Annotated in this window: 23 protein-coding genes; 11 read left to right on the forward strand and 12 right to left on the reverse strand. The window is 60.0% G+C overall.

The genetic code is table 11. The annotated features are described in order from the left end of the window. Positions 1-309: 309 nt before the first annotated feature. Both F8N21_RS03065 and cyaY read right to left on the reverse strand, forming a co-directional pair. The gene (locus F8N21_RS03065; RefSeq protein ID WP_150640717.1) at positions 310-528 is read right to left on the reverse strand and encodes a DUF1289 domain-containing protein; all 219 of its coding nucleotides are present in this window, start codon (positions 526-528) and stop codon (positions 310-312) included. Positions 529-532: 4 nt separating this feature from the next. Next, a complete protein-coding gene (cyaY, locus tag F8N21_RS03070) occupies positions 533-865 on the reverse strand; it encodes an iron donor protein CyaY (RefSeq protein WP_150640718.1) in 333 nt (110 codons plus the stop codon). A gap of 217 nt (positions 866-1,082) precedes the next feature. Between cyaY and lptM the strand changes: the two genes are divergently transcribed. Genes lptM through F8N21_RS03100 form a run of 6 tightly spaced genes read left to right on the forward strand, consistent with a single transcriptional unit; the run spans position 1,083 to position 5,687 of the window. Then, positions 1,083-1,253, forward strand: a complete 171-nt coding sequence (lptM, locus tag F8N21_RS03075; protein WP_150640719.1) for an LPS translocon maturation chaperone LptM — start codon at positions 1,083-1,085, stop codon at positions 1,251-1,253. Between the two features lie 9 nt (positions 1,254-1,262). Then, positions 1,263-2,510: a diaminopimelate decarboxylase gene (gene lysA, locus F8N21_RS03080; RefSeq protein ID WP_150640720.1), complete on the forward strand. Its 1,248-nt coding sequence runs from the start codon at positions 1,263-1,265 to the stop codon at positions 2,508-2,510. A gap of 4 nt (positions 2,511-2,514) precedes the next feature. Beyond that, positions 2,515-3,345: a diaminopimelate epimerase gene (gene dapF, locus F8N21_RS03085; protein ID WP_150640721.1), complete on the forward strand. Its 831-nt coding sequence runs from the start codon at positions 2,515-2,517 to the stop codon at positions 3,343-3,345. Between the two features lie 13 nt (positions 3,346-3,358). Next, positions 3,359-4,084, forward strand: coding sequence for a DUF484 family protein (locus F8N21_RS03090; RefSeq protein ID WP_150640722.1), 726 nt, complete (start codon positions 3,359-3,361; stop codon positions 4,082-4,084). A 2-nt stretch (positions 4,085-4,086) separates the two neighbouring features. Then, the gene (xerC, locus tag F8N21_RS03095) at positions 4,087-4,983 is read left to right on the forward strand and encodes a tyrosine recombinase XerC (RefSeq protein ID WP_150640723.1); all 897 of its coding nucleotides are present in this window, start codon (positions 4,087-4,089) and stop codon (positions 4,981-4,983) included. Next, a complete protein-coding gene (locus F8N21_RS03100) occupies positions 4,983-5,687 on the forward strand; it encodes an HAD family hydrolase (RefSeq protein WP_150640724.1) in 705 nt (234 codons plus the stop codon). Before xerC ends, F8N21_RS03100 begins: the two co-directional genes overlap by 1 nt. Positions 5,688-5,933: 246 nt before the next feature. Here F8N21_RS03100 and sutA read toward each other — a convergent pair whose 3' ends face one another. From sutA to glnK, 4 genes are all read right to left on the reverse strand, one after another. Continuing rightward, the gene (gene sutA / locus F8N21_RS03105; RefSeq protein WP_150640725.1) at positions 5,934-6,257 is read right to left on the reverse strand and encodes a transcriptional regulator SutA; all 324 of its coding nucleotides are present in this window, start codon (positions 6,255-6,257) and stop codon (positions 5,934-5,936) included. A 104-nt stretch (positions 6,258-6,361) separates the two neighbouring features. Beyond that, positions 6,362-6,787, reverse strand: coding sequence for a secondary thiamine-phosphate synthase enzyme YjbQ (locus F8N21_RS03110; protein WP_150640726.1), 426 nt, complete (start codon positions 6,785-6,787; stop codon positions 6,362-6,364). A gap of 222 nt (positions 6,788-7,009) precedes the next feature. Next, positions 7,010-8,347: an ammonium transporter gene (locus F8N21_RS03115; protein ID WP_150640727.1), complete on the reverse strand. Its 1,338-nt coding sequence runs from the start codon at positions 8,345-8,347 to the stop codon at positions 7,010-7,012. Between the two features lie 34 nt (positions 8,348-8,381). Continuing rightward, positions 8,382-8,720 (reverse strand): P-II family nitrogen regulator, encoded by a 339-nt coding sequence (gene glnK / locus F8N21_RS03120; RefSeq protein WP_002555808.1) that lies wholly within the window; start codon positions 8,718-8,720, stop codon positions 8,382-8,384. A gap of 422 nt (positions 8,721-9,142) precedes the next feature. Here glnK and F8N21_RS03125 point away from each other — a divergent pair, with 422 nt between their 5' ends. Beyond that, positions 9,143-9,403: an accessory factor UbiK family protein gene (locus F8N21_RS03125; protein ID WP_150640728.1), complete on the forward strand. Its 261-nt coding sequence runs from the start codon at positions 9,143-9,145 to the stop codon at positions 9,401-9,403. Between the two features lie 136 nt (positions 9,404-9,539). On the opposite strand, the gene F8N21_RS03130 is transcribed toward F8N21_RS03125, so the two are convergent. Together F8N21_RS03130 and F8N21_RS03135 are read right to left on the reverse strand one after the other, a co-directional pair. Then, a complete protein-coding gene (locus tag F8N21_RS03130; protein ID WP_150640729.1) occupies positions 9,540-9,845 on the reverse strand; it encodes a HigA family addiction module antitoxin in 306 nt (101 codons plus the stop codon). Between the two features lie 8 nt (positions 9,846-9,853). Next, positions 9,854-10,132, reverse strand: coding sequence for a type II toxin-antitoxin system RelE/ParE family toxin (locus tag F8N21_RS03135; RefSeq protein WP_150640730.1), 279 nt, complete (start codon positions 10,130-10,132; stop codon positions 9,854-9,856). A 133-nt stretch (positions 10,133-10,265) separates the two neighbouring features. Between F8N21_RS03135 and F8N21_RS03140 the strand changes: the two genes are divergently transcribed. Beyond that, positions 10,266-11,759 carry a YifB family Mg chelatase-like AAA ATPase gene (locus F8N21_RS03140; RefSeq protein WP_150640731.1) on the forward strand — a complete coding sequence of 498 codons (1,494 nt, stop codon included), beginning with the start codon at positions 10,266-10,268 and terminating at the stop codon, positions 11,757-11,759. An 87-nt stretch (positions 11,760-11,846) separates the two neighbouring features. Here the strand turns inward: F8N21_RS03140 and F8N21_RS03145 are convergent, their stop codons facing one another. After that, positions 11,847-13,061: an aldose 1-epimerase family protein gene (locus F8N21_RS03145; RefSeq protein WP_150640732.1), complete on the reverse strand. Its 1,215-nt coding sequence runs from the start codon at positions 13,059-13,061 to the stop codon at positions 11,847-11,849. A 217-nt stretch (positions 13,062-13,278) separates the two neighbouring features. Continuing rightward, positions 13,279-14,196 carry a LysR substrate-binding domain-containing protein gene (locus tag F8N21_RS03150; protein ID WP_150640733.1) on the reverse strand — a complete coding sequence of 306 codons (918 nt, stop codon included), beginning with the start codon at positions 14,194-14,196 and terminating at the stop codon, positions 13,279-13,281. 158 nt (positions 14,197-14,354) lie between these two features. On the opposite strand from F8N21_RS03150, the gene F8N21_RS03155 reads away from it, so the two are divergent. Continuing rightward, complete coding sequence (locus F8N21_RS03155) at positions 14,355-15,755, forward strand: NorM family multidrug efflux MATE transporter (RefSeq protein WP_191624177.1); 1,401 nt, start codon at positions 14,355-14,357, stop codon at positions 15,753-15,755. 98 nt (positions 15,756-15,853) lie between these two features. Here the strand turns inward: F8N21_RS03155 and F8N21_RS03160 are convergent, their stop codons facing one another. Beyond that, the gene (locus F8N21_RS03160) at positions 15,854-17,521 is read right to left on the reverse strand and encodes a putative bifunctional diguanylate cyclase/phosphodiesterase (RefSeq protein ID WP_150640735.1); all 1,668 of its coding nucleotides are present in this window, start codon (positions 17,519-17,521) and stop codon (positions 15,854-15,856) included. A 265-nt stretch (positions 17,522-17,786) separates the two neighbouring features. On the opposite strand from F8N21_RS03160, the gene rep reads away from it, so the two are divergent. Together rep and F8N21_RS03170 are read left to right on the forward strand one after the other, a co-directional pair. Continuing rightward, the gene (gene rep / locus F8N21_RS03165) at positions 17,787-19,796 is read left to right on the forward strand and encodes a DNA helicase Rep (protein WP_150640736.1); all 2,010 of its coding nucleotides are present in this window, start codon (positions 17,787-17,789) and stop codon (positions 19,794-19,796) included. Between the two features lie 71 nt (positions 19,797-19,867). Continuing rightward, positions 19,868-20,440: a xanthine phosphoribosyltransferase gene (locus F8N21_RS03170; protein WP_150640737.1), complete on the forward strand. Its 573-nt coding sequence runs from the start codon at positions 19,868-19,870 to the stop codon at positions 20,438-20,440. A gap of 135 nt (positions 20,441-20,575) precedes the next feature. Here the strand turns inward: F8N21_RS03170 and F8N21_RS03175 are convergent, their stop codons facing one another. Then, positions 20,576-22,498: an acetyl-CoA hydrolase/transferase C-terminal domain-containing protein gene (locus F8N21_RS03175; protein WP_150640738.1), complete on the reverse strand. Its 1,923-nt coding sequence runs from the start codon at positions 22,496-22,498 to the stop codon at positions 20,576-20,578. Positions 22,499-22,617: the final 119 nt, after the last annotated feature.

A 22,617-nucleotide genomic window follows, 5' to 3' on the forward strand; every position in this document is an offset into this window, starting at 1 on the left:
CTTTTTTCTGCACAAAAAAGCAAAACCCCGCCAGAAAAAGGCAGGGTTTTCACGGGCCTCGATGAGTTGAGGCGTACCCGGACACTATCACAGCTCAATAAATATACAAGCGGGGCACCAGAAGTGGCGACGCAGGCCTGTCGGGGAACCCTGTGGCGAGGGGGCTTGCCCCCGCTCGGCTGCGCAGCAGTCGTAAAACCGGCGGATTCGGTCTGCCTGTGAAACCTCAGTCGCCGGTTTTAGGACCGCTTCGCGCTCCAGCGGGGGCAAGCCCCCTCGCCACACAAGCTCCCTCGCCACAATAATTCGTCAGATTGAAGATTTGCGCTGTTGAGCCTGCACGCAAATCAACCGCCGCCGCTCGTCGTCGGCCGAGCGCCATTCGCGGATGTCTTCGACATGGCGAAAGCACCCGAGGCAGACTTTCTGCTCATCCAGGCGACAAACGCCGGTGCACGGCGAAGGCACGGTCGGGCTGACGTTGCTGTATAGCGGCTTGGCCGCACGCACGGGAGCGGGCTGCGTCACGACCTCAGAGACCTTCGAAATCGAGTTCCAAATCGGCCTGCTCAAGCACGATGCGCTGCAACATTTCACCCAGCTGCTCTTCGCTCTTGTCGCACATCCAGCGCTCGCTCTCTTCGTCGTAGTCGAAGTGGAAACCACCGGAACGGGCGGCCAGCCACAGCTGACGCAAGGGCTCCTGGCGGCTGAAGATCACCTGGCTGCCGTTTTCGAACTTGACGGTGAGCACACCGGCCGAGTTCTCCAGATCCACATCCAGTTCACTTTCATCGAAAATATCCTCCAGCGTCTGTTGGGTGGCATCGACCAGATCGTGGAAGCGGGCTTCAGTCAAACTCATTGCGGGAACCTCAAAAAGTGTCTACTCACGCTCAAGCGCCGCAAGATACGGGCGCATCTGCACGAATGCAAAGGATACCGATCAAGCGCCCGGCACTGGCATAAATTATCCGCCGAGGCACGTCAAACCCCCGCCGGACGGCCAGCCGCCCGCATAGGCAAGCTGTCGGGTGGCCGGTATACTCCGGCGCAATTAACGCATTTTCAAGGATTTCGCCATGAAGCGCCTGATCTCTTCCTTTGCTGCGCTCGTCGCGGTTGCCTGTCTGGTGTCAGCCTGCGGCCAAAAAGGCCCGCTGTACCTGCCCGATGACAAACAAGACCCTGCAGAGCAAGCCAAGTCGTCGCAGCAGTCGCCGTCCAAATCGCACAAGCACGACGTCTACTAAGGGAACTCCATGGACGCTTTTAACTACCGTGACGGTGAGCTGTTCGCGGAAGGTGTTGCCCTGTCCGCCATCGCCGAACGCTTTGGCACACCGACCTACGTCTACTCTCGCGCGCATATCGAAGCCCAGTACCTGGCTTACGCTGATGCGCTGGCCGGCATGCCGCACCTGGTCTGCTTCGCGGTCAAGGCCAACTCCAACCTGGGTGTACTGAATGTCCTGGCGCGTTTGGGCGCTGGTTTCGACATCGTCTCCCGTGGCGAGCTGGAACGAGTATTAGCCGCTGGCGGCAGCGCTGACAAGATTGTCTTCTCCGGCGTCGGCAAGACCCGTGACGACATGCGTCGCGCGCTGGAAGTCGGCGTGCACTGCTTCAACGTCGAGTCCACCGATGAGCTGGAGCGCCTGCAAGTGGTGGCCGCCGAGCTCGGCGTTCGCGCGCCGATCTCGCTGCGGGTCAACCCGGATGTCGATGCTGGTACCCACCCGTACATCTCCACCGGTTTGAAAGAGAACAAGTTCGGCATCGCCATCGCCGACGCCGAAGACGTGTACATCCGCGCCGCGCAATTGCCGAACCTGGAAGTGGTCGGCGTCGACTGCCACATCGGTTCGCAACTGACCACCCTGGCGCCCTTCATTGATGCCCTCGACCGCCTGCTGGCCTTGGTCGATCGTCTCGGCGAGTGCGGGATCTACCTGCGCCATATCGATCTCGGTGGCGGCCTCGGCGTACGTTATCGCGATGAAGAGCCGCCACTGGCCGCGGACTACATCAAGGCCGTGCGCGAACGTCTGGATGGTCGCGACCTGGCGCTGGTGTTCGAGCCGGGTCGCTACATTGTGGCCAATGCCGGCGTGCTGCTGACCCAGGTCGAATACCTCAAGCACACCGAACACAAAGACTTCGCCATCGTCGACGCCGCCATGAACGACCTGATCCGCCCGGCGCTGTACCAGGCCTGGATGGACGTCACTGCCGTGCGCCCTCGCGATACCGCTGCCCGCGCCTACGACATCGTCGGGCCGATCTGCGAAACCGGCGATTTCCTCGCCAAGGATCGTCAGCTGGCGCTGGAAGAAGGCGACTTGCTCGCCGTGCATTCGGCCGGTGCCTACGGGTTTGTCATGAGCTCCAACTACAACACTCGGGGCCGTGCCGCCGAAGTGCTGGTGGACGGTGATCAGGTATTTGAAGTGCGTCGCCGCGAGACGGTAGCCGAGTTGTTTGCTGGCGAAAGCCTGCTGCCGGAGTAAAACCATGCTGCTGCGTTTTACCAAGATGCACGGCCTGGGCAACGATTTCATGGTCCTCGACCTGGTCAGCCAACACGCGCACATTCTGCCCAAGCATGCCAAGCAATGGGGCGACCGGCACACCGGCGTCGGCTTCGATCAATTACTGATCGTCGAAGCGCCGAGCAATCCGGACGTGGACTTCCGTTATCGGATCTTCAATGCCGACGGTTCCGAAGTGGAACAGTGCGGCAACGGCGCGCGCTGCTTTGCGCGCTTCGTACTCGATAAACGCCTGACCGCAAAACGGCAGATCCGCGTCGAGACCAAAAGCGGCATCATTGAACTGGATATCCGCAGCGACGGCCAGATCAGTGTCAATATGGGACCGCCGCGCCTGGCTCCGGCCGATATCCCCTTCCAGGCCGAGGCTCAGGCCAAAAGCTATACGCTTGAGGTTGACGACCAGACCGTCGAACTGGCCGCGGTGTCCATGGGTAACCCGCACGCGGTGCTGCGCGTCGACGATATCAACAACGCGCCAGTGCATGAATTGGGGCCGAAAATCGAAAACCACCCGCGCTTCCCGGCCCGGGTCAACGTCGGTTTTCTCCAGGTCATCGACCGGCAGCGCGCGCAGTTGCGCGTCTGGGAACGCGGGGCCGGGGAAACCCAGGCCTGTGGGACCGGTGCCTGCGCCGCCGCAGTGGCCGCGATCAGCCAGGGGTGGATGGATTCGCCACTATTGATCGACCTGCCCGGCGGGCGCCTGTCCATTGAATGGGCCGGCCCTGGCGAACCGGTGATGATGACCGGCCCGGCAGCGCGCGTATACGAAGGACAGGTGCGTCTATGAGTGAGCTAAATCCATGACCGATCCGCCCCAGGTTCCAGCCCTGCAGCCCGAAGAATCGCCTTGCGAAAGCCTTGAGGCGGCGGCCATTGCCGCGTACCTGGAGGCTCATCCGGACTTCTTCGCCGAGCACGAAGAATTGCTCCCGGCACTGCGCATCCCCCATCAGCGTGGCGACACCATTTCCCTGGTCGAGCGACAGCTGAAACTGCTGCGCGAACGCAATATCGAAATGCGCCATCGCCTTTCGCAACTGATGGACGTCGCTCGCGACAACGACCGGCTGTTCGACAAGACCCGCCGGCTGGTCCTCGCGCTGATGGATGCCAGCAGCCTGGAAGACCTGGTGATCAGCGTCGAAGACAGTCTGCGCCAGGACTTTCAGGTGCCTTTTGTCAGTCTGATTCTGTTCAGCGACAGTGCCTTGCCAGTAGGTCGCTGGGTCACCGCTGCCGAAGCCCAGCAAGCTATCGGCGGCTTGCTGTCGGAAGGCAAAACCGTGAGCGGCAGTTTGCGCGAACACGAACTGGACTTCCTGTTCGGCGAAGAACAGCGCAAGGAAATTGGTTCGACGGCGGTCGTCGCCCTCAGCCATCAAGGCCTGCATGGCGTCCTGGCCATCGCCAGCCGCGATCCGCAGCATTACAAAAGCTCGGTGGGTACGCTGTTTCTCAGCTACATCGCCGAAGTCATGGGCCGCGTACTGCCGCGCATCAACAACTCCCTACGCTCGGTGCGCTGACCATGGAACGACAACTGGACGCCTACTGCGCTCACCTGCGCAGTGAGCGCCAGGTGTCACCCCATACCCTGGAAGCCTACCGCCGCGACCTGAACAAAGTACTGGCGTACTGCGAGAAACAGCAGATTTCCAACTGGTCCGCCCTGGACATCCAGCGCTTGCGCAGCCTGATCGCCCGCCTGCATTCGCAGGGCCAGTCCTCCCGCAGTCTGGCGCGCCTGCTCTCGGCGGTTCGCGGGCTCTACCGCTACCTGAACCGCGAAGGCCTCTGCGACCACGACCCGGCCAATGGCCTGGCACCGCCCAAAGGCGAACGCCGGCTCCCCAAGACCCTGGATACCGACCGCGCGCTGCAACTGCTCGACGGCGCGGTCGAGGATGACTTCCTGGCCCATCGTGATCAGGCGATTCTGGAGCTGTTCTACTCCTCCGGCTTGCGCCTGTCGGAGCTGACCGGGCTCAATCTCGACCAGCTGGATTTGGCCGACGGCCTGGTCCAGGTGCTCGGTAAAGGCAGCAAGACCCGAGTTCTGCCGGTCGGCCAGAAGGCCCGCGAAGCACTGCAACTGTGGCTGCCCCTGCGCACACTGACCAACCCGGCAGACGACGCGGTATTTGTCAGCCAGCAAGGCCGGCGCCTGGGTCCACGGGCGATTCAATTACGGGTCAAGGCCGCCGGCGAGCGCGAGCTGGGGCAGAACCTGCATCCACACATGCTGCGGCACTCCTTCGCCAGCCACTTGCTGGAGTCTTCCCAGGACCTGCGCGCCGTCCAGGAGTTGCTCGGCCACTCGGACATCAAGACCACGCAGATTTACACTCATCTGGATTTCCAGCATCTGGCGTCGGTCTACGACAGCGCCCATCCACGGGCTAAACGCAACAAAGGCGGTGAGTAATGACGATCAAACTGATCACTTTCGACCTAGACGATACCCTGTGGGACACCGCCCCGGTCATCGTCAGCGCCGAAGCGGTGCTGCGCCAGTGGCTGGTAGAACACGCGCCGGACCTCGGCGGTGTGCCTGTCGAGCACCTCTGGGCGATCCGTGAACGCGTTCTGAGCAACGAGCCCGGCCTCAAGCACCGGATCAGCGCCCTGCGCCGCAAAGTGCTGCTCCACGCCCTGGAAGAAGCCGGCTACGCCCCCCCGCGGGCGTCGGAGCTGGCCGAGCAGGCCTTTGAAGCGTTTCTGCATGCGCGGCATCAACTCGAGATCTTCCCCGAGGTGCAGCCGACCCTGGAAGTGCTGGCCCGGCACTACACCCTGGGAGTGGTCACCAATGGTAATGCCGATGTGCGTCGGCTGGGGTTGGCGGACTACTTCAAGTTTGCCCTTTGCGCGGAAGATATCGGGATTGGCAAACCGGATGCGCGACTGTTCCAGGAAGCCTTACAGCGAGGCGGGGTCACCGCTGAAGCCGCCGTGCATATCGGCGATCACCCTGGCGACGACATCGCCGGGGCCCAGCAGGCGGGGTTGAAGGCAATCTGGTTCAACCCTGGCAGCAAAGCCTGGGAAACCGAGAAACAGCCGGATGCGGAGATTCGCAGTTTGAGCGAGTTGCCTGAGTTGTTGGCGCGGTGGAACACAGCACCTTAGTCGCCGCAGATCCTGTGGCGAGGGGGCTTGCCCCCGCTGGAGCGCGCAGCGGTCCCAAAATCAGCTACCGCGATTCTTCAGATAGAACATATCAGCCGATTTACGACTGCTTCGCAGCCGAGCGGGGCGATGCGGCGTTCCGACAAGCCCCCTCGCCACAAAGGTCGCGCGCAACGCCTATTTCCTTTCACCCATGAAAAAGCCCGCAGCGACGGCGGGCTTTTTCAGCAAGCAAGTAGCAGGCGCTCAGATAGGTCGGCTGCCGTACTTGTTGTCAGGCTTCTTTGGTGGATCAGCCACCACGTTGGCCTCGACTTCCTGCACCTTGCCGCCTTTGGCAAGGAACTCTTCCATAGCGCGAGCCAGAGCATCACGCTCCTTGTTCTTGGCCTCGACACTCGGCAGCTCATCGACCGAGACAGAAGCCTTGGCCTTGCCTTTGGCGGTCGGAACAGGCGCATCCCCGCCGTCGTCGTCAGCGACGTCTTCGGCCGCTACTTCAAGACCTTCTTCGGTCTCGTCTTCGTCACCTACTTCGAGGTCGTCGTTTTCCAGATCATCGTCGCTCATGTTCTACCTCATGACTTGCGAAAAGCAGATTAGTTATAGCCCAGCTTCGCCGACTGTCGAAGGGCCGCCGGAGAAAAAATCATCATCCGCTGGTAACCAGCGGCTTATGCCCCATCACCGTGCAAGGTGGCGAGGACTTTACGGACACCGCCATGATCACGATGCTCGCCTAGATAAACACCTTGCCAGCTACCCAGCGCCAGTCGACCTGCCGTAACCGGCAAACTCAACTGACAGCCCAGCAAACTGGCCTTGAAGTGCGCCGGGAGATCGTCCGCGCCTTCGTCCTCGTGCTCATATCCGGCCATTCCTTGTGGGACCAGCTGATTGAAAAACCGTTCGAAGTCGCGACGTACCGCCGGATCGGCGTTCTCGTTGATGGTCAACGACGCCGAGGTATGCTGCAGCCACAAATGCAACAGACCGACCCGACATGCCTTCAGTTCAGGCAGGCCGGCGAGTAACTCGTCCGTTACCAGGTGAAAGCCCCGGGGCCTCGCCCGCAGGGTAATCAGAGTCTGTTGCCACATACAGTTCTCCGCACGTTCGGCGCGCATTCTAGCGCGCTCTGGGAAAAAACAAAGGGCCTAATATTCCTCCAACGCTGTAAGCCATTGGCCCGACAAAAATAGCTGCCGCGAACACCGTCGCAAGTGCAAGAAAAAACCTTTCAGCTGTTGCCTTACTGACAAAATCCAGACAAAAAAATGCCCGGCAAGCCGGGCAATATTTTTCTCGTATTTCTCGAGAAGTTACAAGTTGTAGCCGCGCTCGTTGTGTAGCGCCAGATCGATGCCCACCGCTTCTTCCTCTTCGGTGATCCGCAGGCCCATGACCGCATCCAGCACCTTGAGAATGATGAAGGTCACGATCGCGGTGTAGATCACCGTGAAGCCGACGCCTTTGCACTGAATCCAGACTTGCGCCGCGATATCAGTCACGGTGCCGAAACCACCCAGGGACGGGGCGGCGAACACACCGGTGAGGATCGCGCCGAGGATACCGCCGATACCGTGCACGCCGAAGGCATCCAGGGAGTCGTCGTAGCCCAGCTTGCGCTTGAGGGTAGTTGCGCAGAAGAAGCAGACCACACCCGCGGACAGACCGATCACCAGAGCGCCCATCGGGCCGACGGTGCCTGCTGCAGGAGTGATTGCCACCAGACCGGCTACAACACCCGAAGCGATACCCAGTGCGCTGGGTTTGCCGTGGGTGATCCACTCGGCGAACATCCAGCCCAAAGCAGCGGCAGCGGTCGCGATCTGAGTCACCAGCATGGCCATACCGGCCGTGCCGTTGGCCGCGGCGGCGGAACCGGCGTTAAAGCCGAACCAGCCAACCCACAGCATCGCGGCGCCCATCAAGGTGTAGCCGAGGTTGTGCGGGGCCATTGGGGTGGTCGGGAAGCCTTTACGCTTGCCCAGCACCAGGCAGGCGATCAGACCGGCCACACCGGCGTTGATGTGCACCACGGTGCCGCCGGCGAAGTCCAGCACGCCCCAGTCCCACATCAGGCCGCCGTTACCGGACCAGACCATGTGCGCGATCGGTGCATAAACCAGGGTGAACCAGATGCCCATGAAGATCAGCATGGCGGAGAACTTCATCCGCTCGGCGAAGGCACCGACAATCAGCGCAGGAGTAATGATTGCGAACGTCATCTGGAAGGTGATGAACACCGCCTCAGGGAACAACGCCGCAGGCCCGGTCAGGCTCGAAGGGGTGACACCGGCAAGGAACGCCTTGCCCATGCCGCCGAAGAAGGAGTTGAAGTTGACGACGCCCTGCTCCATGCCGGTGGTGTCGAACGCGATGCTGTAGCCATAAATGACCCACAGGATGCTGATCAGCCCGGTAATGGCGAAGCATTGCATCATCACGGAAAGAATGTTTTTCGAACGAACCATGCCGCCGTAGAACAGCGCAAGGCCGGGAATCGTCATGAACAGCACAAGCGCTGTCGAGGTTAACATCCAGGCGGTATCGCCGGAGTTGAGGACTGGGGCTGCCACTTCGTCTGCCGCCATAACCAGGCCGGGCATTACGAGGGACAACAGGGCTCCTAGCCCTGCGAATTTACGCAGAGTCATATTGTTTTCTCCTGGGGCGTTGGGTTTGGTCGGCTTAGATTGCGTCGGTATCGGTTTCGCCGGTACGGATGCGAATAGCCTGTTCCAGATTGACCACGAAGATCTTGCCGTCACCAATCTTGCCGGTGTTGGCCGCCTTGGTTATCGCCTCGATAACCCGATCAAGATCCTTGTCGTCAATGGCGACATCAATCTTCACCTTTGGCAGGAAATCGACCACATACTCCGCGCCCCGATACAGCTCGGTGTGCCCCTTCTGCCGCCCGAAGCCTTTGACCTCTGTAACGGTAATGCCCTGCACGCCGATCTCGGACAGCGACTCGCGTACGTCGTCCAGTTTGAACGGCTTGATGATGGCAGTGACTAGCTTCATGAAAACTCTCTCCCGAATAGGTGGACTTGCCCCAGGAAAACAAACCCGGCTCAAGTCTAAGCGCAGTGCCTGGCTTTGTAACGCGTCGTCGGCCTTGCTCGGCCAGTCCGACGCTCGCTAACCACTGCTGACGAAACACTTCCCCGCTCCGCCTGCCGCACTGCTTTCGTCACAGCGACTGCATCAGTGCATGGGTCATCAAGGACTAAGCAGAAAGCTTGCCATCTCCTGAAAACCCTCTGAATTCAATTCCTTAGTCGCTACCACAAGCGTCTGCACAACTCTGGCACAACAGATACGCACAACAACGGTGCGCGACCGCCCGTCCCTATGCGCGAAAAGCGTGCAGACCTGCCTGCGTCAATGACTATAGACACTGCGTGATACACTGCGCGTATCTGTTACTCAGGACACCTGACTCCATGCTCGCGCCCAAAGACCTCCTCGACGCCCTGAGCGGCCACGCCTCACGCCTGTTCAGCGGCGACACCGTGCTGCCACGCAACGAAATCGAAAGCCAATTCAAGGCCCTGCTGCAAAGCGGCTTCAGCAAGCTTGATCTGGTGAGCAGAGAAGAATTCGACAGCCAGATGGTGGTCCTGGCGCGCACCCGAGCCCGGCTGGAAAGCCTGGAAGCCAAGGTCGCCGAGCTTGAAGCGAAGCTGAGTCCGCCAGCGGAGTAGTCCCGCAACACTTCCCTGTAGGAGCGAGCTTGCTCGCGATAAGGCCGGAACGACCTTCCAGCAATCTCGAACACTGCGATACACCCGGCTGATTCTTACAAAAGCCATCCCCAATTTCCGATTGCGCCGCTAGGTGTCAGGCGCAGTGTGGAAGGCGTTCAACCTGATCCCGGATCGCTGCCCCTCGTTCGATTTCAGCTTTGCGCAGATCGTAAGTCGATTGCAGGTTCAGCCAGAACTCGGGGGTGGTGTCCAGGCAAATGGAAAGCCTGAGCGCTACATCGGCGCTGACGCCGCGGCGCTGAAGCACAATGTCATTCACCGTTGGAGTGGAGACATTCAGCGCCCTAGCCAAAGCCGCTGCCGTAAGACCCAAAGGCTCCAGGTATTCCTCTTTAAGGATTTCGCCGGGGTGAACCGGGCGCATACCGTTCTTAGTCATTACTCACCTCAGTGATAATCGACGATTTCGACATTTTCAGGTCCGCTGGGACCCCAGATAAAGCAAATTCGCCATTGAGCATTGATGCGAAGGCTGTGCTGCCCTTTGCGATTTCCCTCCAGCGCTTCCAGGCGATTGCCCGGAGGAGATCGAAGGTCCATCAACACGGCAGCAGCATCAAGCATCGTCAGTTTCCGTTCCGCGACACTGAGAATGGCTGACCACAGACGGGTCCTACCATTGCGAAACAGGTACTCGGTCTCAGAACATCTAAAGCTTACGATCATGATTAAAGCTTAACGTTATTCGTTAACGTGAAGTGTATAGCCAAGATACATAAATGCAACCCGCTCGCTTGATTACCTCAGCTACTCTTCCAAAACCGCAGGACGCGGTTCTCGCCCCCTCAAGGAATGATCTATGTCTCTGGCCATTGTCCACAGCCGCGCCCAAATCGGCGTGGAAGCGCCCGCTGTTACCGTTGAGGTCCATATGGCCAATGGCTTGCCCTCCCTGACGCTGGTGGGTTTGCCGGAAACGGCCGTCAAGGAAAGTAAAGACCGGGTGCGCAGTGCGATTCTCAATTCAGGCCTCCAGTATCCGGCACGTCGCATCACCTTGAATCTCGCTCCGGCCGATCTGCCAAAGGACGGCGGGCGCTTTGATCTGGCGATTGCCCTGGGGATTCTCGCGGCCAGCGTGCAGGTTCCGACGCTGACCCTGGACGATGTGGAGTGCCTTGGGGAACTGGCGTTGTCTGGTGCCGTGCGCGCGGTACGTGGCGTACTGCCGGCGGCCCTGGCCGCACGCAAGGCCGGACGAACGCTGGTGGTACCGCGCGCCAATGCCGAAGAAGCTTGTCTCGCTTCAGGGTTGAAGGTGATCGCGGTCGATCACTTGCTGCAGGCAGTCGCGCACTTCAATGGCCACACACCGATCGAACCTTTTGTTTCCAACGGCTTGCTGCTGGCGAACAAACCTTATCCCGACTTGAGTGAAGTCCAGGGCCAGCTGGCTGCCAAACGAGCCCTGCTGATTGCTGCAGCGGGCGCCCACAACCTGCTGTTCAGCGGTCCTCCAGGCACCGGCAAAACACTGCTGGCCAGTCGCTTGCCCGGCTTGCTGCCACCGCTGGACGAAAATGAAGCGCTTGAGGTCGCTGCGATTCAATCGGTCGCCAGCTATGTGCCCTTGAGCCACTGGCCCCATCGACCGTTTCGCCAACCCCATCATTCGGCCTCCGGTCCGGCATTGGTGGGCGGTGGCTCGAAACCACAGCCGGGGGAAATCACCCTCGCCCACCATGGCGTGCTGTTTTTGGATGAGTTGCCGGAATTCGACAGAAAGGTTCTGGAGGTTTTAAGAGAGCCGCTGGAGTCCGGCCATATCGTAATCTCCCGGGCCCGCGATCGAGTCAGTTTCCCGGCGCGCTTCCAATTGGTCGCGGCGATGAACCCCTGCCCTTGCGGTTACCTCGGCGACCCCAGCGGCCGTTGTCGTTGCACGCCGGAACAAATTCAGCGCTATCGCAACAAACTCTCCGGCCCCCTGCTGGATCGTATAGACCTGCACCTGACCGTCGCCCGCGAAGCCACTGCGCTCACCCCCACGCCACAACCCGGGAATGACACCGCCAGCGCCGCCTTACTGGTCGCCAACGCTCGCGAGCGGCAGCAACGGCGCCAGGGCTGCGCCAATGCCTTCCTCGACCTGCCGGGGCTGTACCAATACTGCAAGTTATCCACAGCCGACGAAAATTGGCTTGAGACCGCCTGCGAACGTTTGACCCTGTCGTTGCGGGCGGCTCATCGGCTGCTCAAGGTGGCGCGAACATTGGCGGACCTTGAGCAGGTTGACATGATCAGCCGTGAACATGTGGCTGAGGCGTTGCAGTACCGGCCCACGAGTCAGTAAGCCGCTTGTAATCATTTCTTTAAGAAAACCTTCATTTCTAAGCGTTTTTCTCAACGAATAATCGATTTTTCAGGTTTTCCCCCACTCTTACTCCTTGCTCAGATCCACCAATGGCGTCAGCCGCACTTCAGTCTCACGCCCACCCTGAATCTCGCTGACCCGTTTCAGCGCTTTATCCACAGCCGGCTTATCGGCCAACAGGCTAAAGCTGATCTGGAACTGCTTCTGCTGTTTGGCACCAATGCTCGGTACCAGGTTCAACGGCCGCTGATACCGTCGGTTGTAGGAAAAGCTGGTGCCAGGTTCCAGGCCAGTGACGTAGCCCTGCCCTTGGGTGTCGGTATTTTTCCACAGGGAGAACACTGGTAATTGCTCGGTATTGAACCCGACCGCTACACCCAGGCTGCCCGCCTTGTTATGTAGAACGGTGAGCGTGTCGCCCTTGGCGTCGGCGTAGGGCACCACGTTGTAAACGGTTTCGTCGTAATCCTTGGTCGGGCCTCGGTAGGTTTGCCAGTCGGGCAGGTCCGCCTTGGCCTTGTCGTTGAACGGTGAGACTTGTTTCACTGGCGCGGCGAATCGCGCGCCCTGCTCGAGGAATGGCGTGCTGAAGTTGCTGTGATAGAGCGCTTGGTATTCCTTTGGATAGTCGCCGTTGTTGGTCAGGGTGTCATTGAGTGCAAAGCGCGCGCTGCCGGGTTCGGTCAGCAACTGCGTGACAACTGAAAAGTCGACTTTCTTGAAGGCTTGCTCTTTGAGTTCACCGAGCAGGCTGATGGCATAGGGCGGTTTTTCGTCGATATGCAGGGTAACTTTGTTGGCCGGGATGTTTGCGGCGCGGCCATGCAGGGTCAGCAGTTCGCCGTTGTCCATGCCGGGGTGGCCGACCCATTCGTAGCCGCAACGGGCGACCAGTTCGTTGAAGCCCTCCAGCCAGCCCAGGCCGCCACGACCGTTGAGTTCGATAAATGCAGGATTGACCACTTCCTTGACCGGCGAATCCCAGCCCATGCGCACCTCGCCCACCGACGCCTGCAGCACGTTCATTCCGCGAGTCGGCACCACCGACAATTTCATCACGCCATTGTCGATGTCAACGATGCTGACGCCCTCCTGGCGACCACCATGCAGTGTGCGCAAGGTCACGGAGAATGGCTGGGCGGTTTTTACCCCTAGCTGCTCGCTGGTGATCTGGAAGTTTTGTGCAGCTTTGTCGGTATCGAGCAGTACGTAGTCCCACGCCATGGTGTGGGATGCAGCAGTGAGTGTGCTGAGGGCAAGCATCAGTTTGAACGGGATCATTGGGAAAGCCTTTCTTGGAGTTGTGCAATTTTTATAGCGCTGATGAAACGATTCAGCAAGGATAAAAAAGCGCTAATTAGCACCAAGATCGGCGGATCATCATTTTTAAGGAATGTGAGACCCGTAGGAGCGAGCTTGATCGCGATAGACGTTAACGATAACGCGTGTTTTCTGAATAAACGCGCCGCCCTTAAGTCCATCGCGAGCAAGCTCGCTCCTACAGACGCTCGACGTCCGGCAAAACCATCGCCTGGACTTCGCTCTGGAGAAAATCGCTGAGCCGGCGCAGGCGTTCGCCGCCGGGGCGGGTTTTTGGCCAGACCAGGTAATAGTTTTCGCCACTGGCCACCGCCGTCGGCCACGGCAGGCTCAAGCGCCCTTGCGCGACGTCTTCGGCGACCATCAGCAGGTCCCCCATGGAAACCCCATAACCACGGGCGGCGGCGATCATACCCAGCTCCAGAGTATCGAAAACCTGTCCGCCCTTGAGCGACACCTGCCCCGACAGACCCATGCGCTCCAGCCAGTTACGCCAATCACGACGGTCAGGTGTCGGATGCAGTAATTCGGCGCTGGCCAGCCGCGCGACGTCCCACGGCTTATCGCTCAACAGGTTCGGCGCACCCACCGGGATCAACAGTTCGGGAAACAAGTAGCTGGCCTCCCAATCTGGCGGAAAGTGCCCGTTGCTGAGCAGCACCGCGCAGTCGAACGGCTCCTGGTTGAAGTCGACCGAGTCGACGTCCATCCAGGCGCTGGTCAGTTGCACTTCGTTTCCCGGCTGCAAATGCCGGAAACGGCTGAGGCGCGCGAGCAGCCAGCGCATGGTCAAGGTCGAAGGGGCTTTCATGCGCAGGATGTCATCTTCGGCGCGCAAGGTATTGCAGGCCCGTTCCAGTGCCGAGAAGCCTTCACGGATGCCGGGCAGTAGCAGGCGCGCGGCTTCGGTCAGTTGCAGATTACGGCCACTGCGCTGAAACAGGCGGCAGGCAAAGTGATCTTCCAGAGTGCGAATGTGCCGGCTGACCGCACTCTGGGTAACCGACAGTTCCTCAGCCGCACGGGTGAACGAGCTATGCCGCGACGCCGCTTCAAAAGCGCGCAAGGCGTAAAGAGGAGGAAGACGACGGGACATCAGGAAAGCTCCTATAGCGTAATGTGAAAACCCCAGCATAATTTCTTAAGCATGAGTTTTAATCATGCTACCGATCGTTTTTATCCCTTTGTGCCAACCGCTGCAAGCGCCGAGAATCAACCCTTCCAAGCCCCTTTGCCGAATTGAGCCTGATGACCATGCAGCATCCAGCACGTATCGAACTCTGGGCCATCCTGCGGCTGGCCGGGCCGCTGATCGCCTCGCAGTTGGCGCATATGCTGATGGTGCTCACCGACACCCTGATGATGGCCAAACTGAGCCCCGAAGCCCTTGCCGGTGGCAGTTTGGGCGCGGCCAGCTATATGTTCGTGTCGATTTTCTGCATCGGTGTAATTGCCGCGGTTGGTACTCTGGTGGCCATTCGCAAGGGCGCTGGCGACATCGAAGGCGCCGCCCGTCTGACCCAGGCCGGACTATGGCTGGCCTGGCTGATGGCGCTGGTGGCCGGGTTGCTGCTGTGGAACCTCAAGCCGGTGCTGCTGCTGTTCGGTCAGACCGCAAGCAACGTCAACGCGGCCGGCCAGTTCTTGCTGATCCTGCCGTTTGCCCTGCCCGGCTACCTGAGTTTCATGGCCTTGCGCGGGTTCACCAGCGCCATTGGCCGCGCGACTCCAGTCATGGTCATCAGCCTCGGCGGCACCGTGGCCAACTTCTTGCTCAACTATGCGTTGATCACCGGCATGTTCGGCCTGCCGAAGCTGGGGCTGATCGGAATCGGCCTGGTCACCGCAATCGTTGCCAACTGCATGGCCCTGGCGCTGGCCTGGCATATCCGCCGGCATCCGGCCTACGACGCATATCCGCTGCGCCAAGGCCTGTCGCGGCCTAACCGCCAGTACCTGCGCGAGCTGTGGCGCCTGGGTCTGCCCATCGGTGGTACCTATGCGGTGGAGGTCGGCCTGTTTGCCTTCGCCGCGCTGTGCATGGGCACCATGGGCAGCACGCAACTGGGGGCGCATCAGATTGCCCTGCAGATCGTCTCGGTGGCCTTCATGGTTCCGGCGGGTATTTCCTACGCGATCACCATGCGTATCGGTCAGCATTACGGCGCCGGGCAATTGCTCGATGCGCGCCTGGCCGGTCGGGTCGCAATTGCCTTCGGTGGGGCCGCGATGCTCGTTTTTGCCATGGTGTTCTGGCTGCTGCCGAACCAGCTGGTCGGGCTGTTCCTCGACCACAACGACCCGGCCTTTCGCGAGGTGATCAATCTCGCTGTGAGCCTGCTGGCGGTGGCGGCCTGGTTCGAGTTGTTCGACGGCACGCAAACCATTGCCATGGGTGCGATCCGTGGACTCAAGGATGCCAAGACCACCTTTCTGGTGGGGCTGGGCTGCTATTGGTTGATCGGCGCACCTGCCGCATGGCTGATGGCCTTTACCCTTGACTGGGGGCCGACGGGCGTCTGGTGGGGGCTGGCGCTGGGTCTGGCCTGCGCGGCGGTAAGCCTGACGCTGGCGTTTGAATGGCGGATGAAGCGGATGATCAAAAGCGAGCCGCCCGGACAGCAGCTGCAATTTCGGACGGCTCAGCCGGATTAGATCGGTGGTGAAGCCATAAAAGATCGCAGCCTGCGGCGGCTCCTACGCTGACCGGGTGTGAACCCAATCCTGTAGGAGCTGCCGCAGGCTGCTATCTTTTATGCTTGGGTCACCACCTGCTGACTGGTGCCAAAGGTCAGGTATTCCACCAGTTCCGCCAACGGCAACGGCTTGCTGATCAGGTAACCCTGCACCTGATCGCAGCCAAACCCGCGCAGCAACGCAAGCTGCTCTGGAGTTTCGACACCTTCGGCCACCACTTCGAGATTGAGGTTGTGGGCCAGGTTGATCATCGCGTGCACCAGTTTGCGGTTCTCTTCCCGTTGTTCCATACCGCCGACGAAGCTTTTGTCGATCTTCAGCAACGCAATCGGCAGGCTATTGAGGTGGACGAACGAGGAGAAACCGGTGCCGAAATCATCCAGCGAGAAACGCACACCCAAACGACCCAGCGCGTCCATGGTCTGCTTGACCAGATCACTGCGACGCATCACCGCGGTTTCCGTCAGTTCGAACTCCAGCCATTGCGCCTCGACGCCACGCTCGGCAATCAGTCGGCTCAAGGTCGAGAGCAACTGACTGTCCTGAAACTGTCGGAATGACAGGTTGACCGCCATGTGCAACGGCGGCAGGCCGCGTTCACGCAAGGCCTGCATATCGCGCAAGGCGCGGGAAATCACCCAGTAACCGAGCGGCACGATCAAGCCGCTCTGCTCGGCCAGCGGCACGAACTCGCTCGGCGGTAACAGCCCGCGCTCGTTATGACGCCAGCGCACCAGAGCCTCGAGGCCGACAATCTGCCCGTCTTCCAGGTTCAGCCGCGGCTGGTAATGCAATTCCAACTCGTCGCGACGCAAGGCCCGGCGCAGCTCGCTTTCAAGATCGGCGAGGCTGCGGGCGTTACGATTGATGCGCTCGTTGAAGATGTGGAAGGTGCAGCCCTGAGTGCTTTTGGCCTGTTGCATGGCGATATGCGCATGCCACATCAACGGATCGGCACCGGCCCGAGGGCGTGCATGGGCGACGCCCAGGCTGCAGCCGATCAGCAAGCTCTCGCCATCGACCCAGTAAGGTTCGGACATTGCCTCGATAATCCGCTCAGCCATCCACTCGGCACGCTGCGGTGCCCGACGGGTGTCGATCAGCAAGGCAAACTCATCGCTGCCCAGGCGCGCCAGTTGATCGCCGGCCTCCAGCTGGCTTTTGAGCCGCGAGACCACTTGCAGGATCAACCGGTCACCGGCCTGGTGCCCAAGAGCATCGTTGGCATGGCGAAAATTATCGAGGTCCAGATGGCCCAGTGCGAGGCCACGCCCTTCATTCTCGGCAAGACGGGCCGCCAACAAGGTCTGAAACCCCTGGCGATTGGCGATGCCGGTCAACGGGTCCTGTCTGGCAAGGCGTTGCAAGGTGTTTTCCAGCACACCCCGTTCACGAACATGGCGCAGGCAGCGGCGCAAGGTGGCGATATCCAGGGTATCGCGGACCAACCAGTCGCTGACACCGTCCGGCGCTACACTCGGTTCACGCTCGAGCAGCAATACCGTCGGCAAACTGCAGCGACCCGGAGCGGGCTGCAGGGCTGGAATGGTCAATAACACCGCGCTGCGGTCGTCATCGAACATACTACTGACCGACTCCCAGGTCGGCGCACTGATCAGCACAGCCGAGCTCCCCATTGGAGCCAGACACTCGCGCAACAACGCTGCCCACGCCGGCTCTTCGGCCAGCAGCAGCAAACGCAAGGGTTCGACAGGCGTAGACAAGCTAGCTCCCTAGACTCTGCAATAGATGTTGGCGGCGGGCATTATGCCGCGCAGATAACCAACGACCAACGCTATTGATAATCAAACACGATGTGGTACCACTCAAGCACGAACAGTAGACGCAATATCAGCGCGCATCCTGCGGGAAAGTAGCAAAACCGGCAAATTTAGATCGAGTGCTACGTCACAAGTCGCACAGAGGCAGCAGAATCTTTCCAGCCTGTTAAAATGCCCGCCCATTTCGCAAGCGACTTCTTTCTTCGTCATGTCCCGACTCAATCCCCGGCAGCAAGAAGCCGTGAACTACGTCGGCGGCCCTCTTTTGGTGCTCGCCGGCGCTGGCTCCGGCAAGACCAGCGTAATCACCCGCAAAATCGCCCATCTGATCCAGAGCTGCGGCATCCGTGCCCAGTACATCGTCGCCATGACCTTTACCAACAAGGCCGCGCGGGAGATGAAGGAGCGGGTCGGCACATTGCTCAAGGGCGGTGAAGGCCGTGGCTTGACCGTGTGTACGTTCCACAATCTGGGGCTGAATATCATCCGCAAGGAGCATGCACGGCTGGGCTACAAGCCAGGTTTCTCGATTTTCGACGAGACCGACGTCAAATCCCTGATGACCGACATCATGCAGAAGGAATACGCGGGCGACGACGGCGTCGACGAGATCAAGAACATGATCGGCTCGTGGAAAAACGACCTGATCCTGCCGCCCGAAGCCCTGGAAAACGCGCGCAACCCGAAGGAACAGACCGCCGCCATCGTCTACACCCATTACCAGCGCACGCTCAAGGCGTTCAACGCGGTGGACTTCGACGACCTGATCCTGCTGCCGGTAAAGCTGTTCCAGGAACACGCCGACATCCTCGACAAGTGGCAGAACAAGGTCCGCTACCTGCTGGTAGACGAATACCAGGACACCAACGCCAGCCAGTATCTGCTGGTGAAGCTGCTGATCGGCAAGCGTAATCAGTTCACCGTGGTGGGCGACGATGATCAGTCGATCTACGCCTGGCGCGGTGCCCGCCCGGAAAATCTGATGCTGCTCAAGGACGACTATCCGTCCCTGAAAGTGGTGATGCTCGAGCAGAACTACCGCTCCACCAGCCGCATCCTGCGCTGCGCCAACGTGCTGATCTCGAACAATCCCCACGAGTTTGAAAAACAGCTGTGGAGCGAGATGGGGCACGGCGACGAGATTCGCGTGATCCGCTGCCGCAACGAAGACGCTGAAGCCGAGCGCGTGGCCGTCGAACTGCTGACCCTGCACCTGCGCACCGATCGGCCCTACAGTGATTTCGCGATTCTTTATCGCGGTAACTACCAGGCCAAGCTGATTGAGTTGAAGCTACAGCATCATCAGATTCCTTATCGCCTATCCGGCGGCAACAGCTTTTTCGGACGTCAGGAAGTCAAAGACCTGATGGCCTACTTCCGCCTGCTGGTCAATCCGGACGACGACAACGCCTTCTTGCGGGTGATCAATGTCCCACGCCGGGAAATCGGTTCGACTACCCTGGAAAAGCTGGGCAACTACGCTACCGGGCGCAAAGTCTCGATGTACGCTGCCACCGAAGAAATCGGCCTCGGCGAGCATCTGGACAGCCGCTTCACCGATCGTCTGGCGCGCTTCAAGCGTTTCATGGACCGCGTACGCGAACAGTGCGCGGGCGAAGATCCGATCTCCGCCCTGCGCAGCATGGTCATGGACATCGACTACGAGAACTGGTTGCGCACCAACAGCTCCAGTGATAAAGCCGCGGACTACCGCATGGGTAACGTCTGGTTCCTGATCGAGGCACTGAAGAACACCCTGGAAAAAGACGAAGATGGCGAGATGACCATCGAAGACGCCATCGGCAAACTCGTCCTGCGGGACATGCTGGAGCGTCAGCAGGAAGAGGAAGACGGTGCCGAAGGCGTGCAGATGATGACCTTGCACGCCTCCAAGGGTCTTGAGTTTCCCTACGTGTTCATCATGGGCATGGAGGAGGAAATTCTCCCCCATCGCTCGAGCATCGAAGCCGACACCATCGAGGAAGAACGCCGTCTGGCCTACGTCGGGATTACCCGCGCGCGTCAGACCCTGGCCTTCACCTTCGCTGCCAAGCGTAAGCAATACGGCGAGATCATCGACTGCGCACCCAGCCGTTTCCTTGATGAACTGCCGCCGGACGACCTGGCCTGGGAAGGCACCGACGATATCCCGACCGAAGTCAAAGCCGTTCGCGGCAACACTGCGTTGGCGGATATACGCGCGATGTTAAAGCGCTAGAATCGACTACTTTTTAACCGAACACTTTTTATCAGAGCTTAGGCGCACAAAGCGCTAATAGAGGACGTTCCGTGGAAGCCCTGCACAAGAAAATTCGCGAAGAAGGCATCGTGCTTTCCGATCAAGTCCTGAAAGTCGACGCCTTTCTGAACCACCAGATCGACCCGCAGCTGATGAAGCTGATCGGCGACGAGTTCGCCACGCTGTTTGCCGACTCGGGCATCACCAAGATCGTCACTATCGAAGCCTCGGGCATTGCGCCGGCGATCATGACCGGCCTGAACCTCGGCGTGCCGGTGATTTTCGCCCGTAAGCATCAGTCCCTGACCCTGACTGAAAACCTGCTGTCGGCGACCGTGTACTCGTTCACCAAGCAGACCGAAAGCACCGTAGCGATTTCCCCACGGCACCTGACCAGCAGCGACCGGGTGCTGATCATCGATGACTTCCTGGCCAATGGTAAGGCTTCGCAGGCGCTGATCTCGATCATCAAACAAGCCGGCGCCACTGTGGCGGGCCTGGGTATCGTGATTGAGAAGTCGTTCCAGGGTGGCCGCGCGGAGCTCGACGCCCAAGGCTATCGCGTCGAATCCCTGGCCCGGGTGAAATCCCTGGCGGGTGGGGTCGTGACCTTTATCGAGTAATCCGCCACACCACACACCACACACCAATGTGGGAGCGAGCTTGCTCGCGATGAGGCCATAACATTCAACATCTATGTTGAATGTGACACCGCCATCGCGAGCAAGCTCGCTCCCACAGTGGATCGTCGTCGGTCGTTATGACGCGGTAGCTTTCAGACCCGCCAGCAGCAACCGCTGATACAGGTCCTCGCGCAGGCCATCCGGCTTCGTCAGCTGCATCCGCTCCAGATGTACGGGAAACTCCGACGGCTCCGGCGCATCCAGCGCCGCCTTGCCCAGCTCAAGCATCTCGGTGAGCTTGAACTTGCTCTTCAGCCAGTTCAGCGCCCGCAGTAAGTCCCGCTCTTGCGGACTGAAATCACTCCCCAACGGATACTCCGGGAACAGCTGCGAATGCCGTGCCTGAATTTCCTGCAAACGCTGTGGGCTGTTGTCGGCAAAGCGCGGATCGAGACGGAAGTCCTTGGGCAACTTGCCGACTTGCTGCGCCTGCTCGATCAGGCCCTGCTGGAAGCGTGAGTCGCTGATATTGAGTAACGCTTCGATCACCGCCGCATCGGTCTTGCCACGCAGGTCGGCGATGCCGTACTCGGTCACTACGATATCGCGCAGGTGCCGCGGGATCGTGCAGTGGCCGTACTCCCAGACAATGTTAGAACTGACCTCGCCACCCGCCTCTCGCCAACTGCGAAGGATCAGAATCGAACGCGCGCCCTCCAGCGCATGGCCCTGAACGACAAAGTTGTATTGCCCACCGACCCCGCTGACTACCCGCCCGTCTTCCAGTTGATCCGCCACTCCGGCCCCCAGCAGAGTCATGGTGAAGGCACTGTTGATGAAACGGGCATCGCGCCGCTGCAAACGCTTGAGCTGCTCGCTGCCGTACAACTCATTGATGTAGCTGATGGCGGTCATGTTGAATTCGGCCAGTTTGCTCAATGGCAGCTCGCGCAAGCGCTGGTAGAAACTGCGCGGCCCGAGAAAGAACCCGCCATGCACCGAGATACCGCCAGGTTGCGTGGCCTCATCCAGCGTTCCGGCATTCGCCTGCTCCTGCAGCGCGACATCTGCGTAAACCTTGCGCCGCACGATTCCCGCGTCGACCAGAACCAGCAACCCGTTGACGAACATCTCGCTACAGCCGTAAAGCCCTTCAGCGAACGGCTCGATGCCGCCTTCACGTTCGATCAGGCGCTGCCAGTGAGTGAGGTCGATATCCGCCAACAGCGCACGATATCCATCGTTATCCGCCTGCCGCGCCAACAACGCGGCAGTCAGTGCATCGCCCATGGAGCCGATGCCGATCTGCAAGGTGCCGCCATCGCGCACCAGCGTGCTGGCATGCAGACCGATGAAATGGTCCTGCAGGCCCACCGGCATATTCGGCGTGGAAAACAGCATTGTGCGGTCCTCCTCATCGATCAACAGATCGAAGGCGTCACTGCCGATTTCTGCATGGCCCGGCATATAGGGCAGGTCGCGGTGCACCTGGCCGAGCAGCAGAATGGTTTCTCCTGCGGCGCGGCGCCTGGCGATCATCGGCAGCAAGTCGAGGGTAATGTCCGGGTTGCAGCTCAAACTCAGACGATCGGCCTGCAATGGATCACGCGCGACCAGTTGCGCGACCAGGTTCAAGCCAGCGGCGTTGATGTCCCGGGCGGCATGGCTGTAGTTGCTGCTGACATAGTCCTGCTGAGCGGCTGGGCTGTTGAGCAGGCTGCCCGGCAGCAGGAAAAACTGTTCGACCCGGATGTTGGCTGGCAGGCTATTGCCGTGCAGATCGGCGAGGAAATCCAACTCGGGATAATCGCCGAATACCCGCTCGATAAAAGGTTCGAGAAAGCGCCGTTGCAAGCCATCGCCCAGCGCTGGGCGGCCGAGGCTCAAGGCGGTATAGATCGTCAGTTGTCGCTCGGGCAACTGCGCAATTCGCTGGTATAGCGCGTTAACAAAAGCATTGGGTTTACCCAGCCCCAGTGGCAAGCCCATATGGATATGCGCCGGCAAACGCGCGAGCACGTCATCGACGGCATGCTCGATTGAACAGGACTGTACCATCTGACTCTCCCTGACCTTCCTTGAATTAAGGTTAGCCCGAGCTTGCCGGGTCTGGCCCGCAAAGAACAGTCTCAGGACGAGTCACCGGACACAAAAAAGCCGCTCGTAAGCGGCTTTTT

The sequence above is a fragment of the Pseudomonas fluorescens genome (assembly GCF_902497895.1).
Taxonomy (GTDB): Bacteria; Pseudomonadota; Gammaproteobacteria; order Pseudomonadales; family Pseudomonadaceae; genus Aquipseudomonas; species Aquipseudomonas fluorescens_BP.

Excerpts from the sequence above, each read along its gene's own strand:
- cyaY (WP_150640718.1), bottom strand. The coding sequence starts at position 865 with ATGAGTTTGACTGAAGCCCGCTTCCACGATCTGGTCGATGCCACCCAA.
- lysA (WP_150640720.1), top strand. The coding sequence starts at position 1,263 with ATGGACGCTTTTAACTACCGTGACGGTGAGCTGTTCGCGGAAGGTGTT.
- F8N21_RS03125 (WP_150640728.1), top strand. The coding sequence starts at position 9,143 with ATGCTCGCGCCCAAAGACCTCCTCGACGCCCTGAGCGGCCACGCCTCA.
- F8N21_RS03115 (WP_150640727.1), bottom strand. The coding sequence starts at position 8,347 with ATGACTCTGCGTAAATTCGCAGGGCTAGGAGCCCTGTTGTCCCTCGTA.
- F8N21_RS03145 (WP_150640732.1), bottom strand. The coding sequence starts at position 13,061 with ATGATCCCGTTCAAACTGATGCTTGCCCTCAGCACACTCACTGCTGCA.
- dapF (WP_150640721.1), top strand. The coding sequence starts at position 2,515 with ATGCTGCTGCGTTTTACCAAGATGCACGGCCTGGGCAACGATTTCATG.
- glnK (WP_002555808.1), bottom strand. The coding sequence starts at position 8,720 with ATGAAGCTAGTCACTGCCATCATCAAGCCGTTCAAACTGGACGACGTA.
- F8N21_RS03130 (WP_150640729.1), bottom strand. The coding sequence starts at position 9,845 with ATGACTAAGAACGGTATGCGCCCGGTTCACCCCGGCGAAATCCTTAAA.
- xerC (WP_150640723.1), top strand. The coding sequence starts at position 4,087 with ATGGAACGACAACTGGACGCCTACTGCGCTCACCTGCGCAGTGAGCGC.
- F8N21_RS03100 (WP_150640724.1), top strand. The coding sequence starts at position 4,983 with ATGACGATCAAACTGATCACTTTCGACCTAGACGATACCCTGTGGGAC.
- lptM (WP_150640719.1), top strand. The coding sequence starts at position 1,083 with ATGAAGCGCCTGATCTCTTCCTTTGCTGCGCTCGTCGCGGTTGCCTGT.
- F8N21_RS03150 (WP_150640733.1), bottom strand. The coding sequence starts at position 14,196 with ATGTCCCGTCGTCTTCCTCCTCTTTACGCCTTGCGCGCTTTTGAAGCG.
- F8N21_RS03175 (WP_150640738.1), bottom strand. The coding sequence starts at position 22,498 with ATGGTACAGTCCTGTTCAATCGAGCATGCCGTCGATGACGTGCTCGCG.
- F8N21_RS03140 (WP_150640731.1), top strand. The coding sequence starts at position 10,266 with ATGTCTCTGGCCATTGTCCACAGCCGCGCCCAAATCGGCGTGGAAGCG.
- rep (WP_150640736.1), top strand. The coding sequence starts at position 17,787 with ATGTCCCGACTCAATCCCCGGCAGCAAGAAGCCGTGAACTACGTCGGC.
- F8N21_RS03135 (WP_150640730.1), bottom strand. The coding sequence starts at position 10,132 with ATGATCGTAAGCTTTAGATGTTCTGAGACCGAGTACCTGTTTCGCAAT.
- sutA (WP_150640725.1), bottom strand. The coding sequence starts at position 6,257 with ATGAGCGACGATGATCTGGAAAACGACGACCTCGAAGTAGGTGACGAA.
- F8N21_RS03155 (WP_191624177.1), top strand. The coding sequence starts at position 14,355 with ATGCAGCATCCAGCACGTATCGAACTCTGGGCCATCCTGCGGCTGGCC.
- F8N21_RS03110 (WP_150640726.1), bottom strand. The coding sequence starts at position 6,787 with ATGTGGCAACAGACTCTGATTACCCTGCGGGCGAGGCCCCGGGGCTTT.
- F8N21_RS03090 (WP_150640722.1), top strand. The coding sequence starts at position 3,359 with ATGACCGATCCGCCCCAGGTTCCAGCCCTGCAGCCCGAAGAATCGCCT.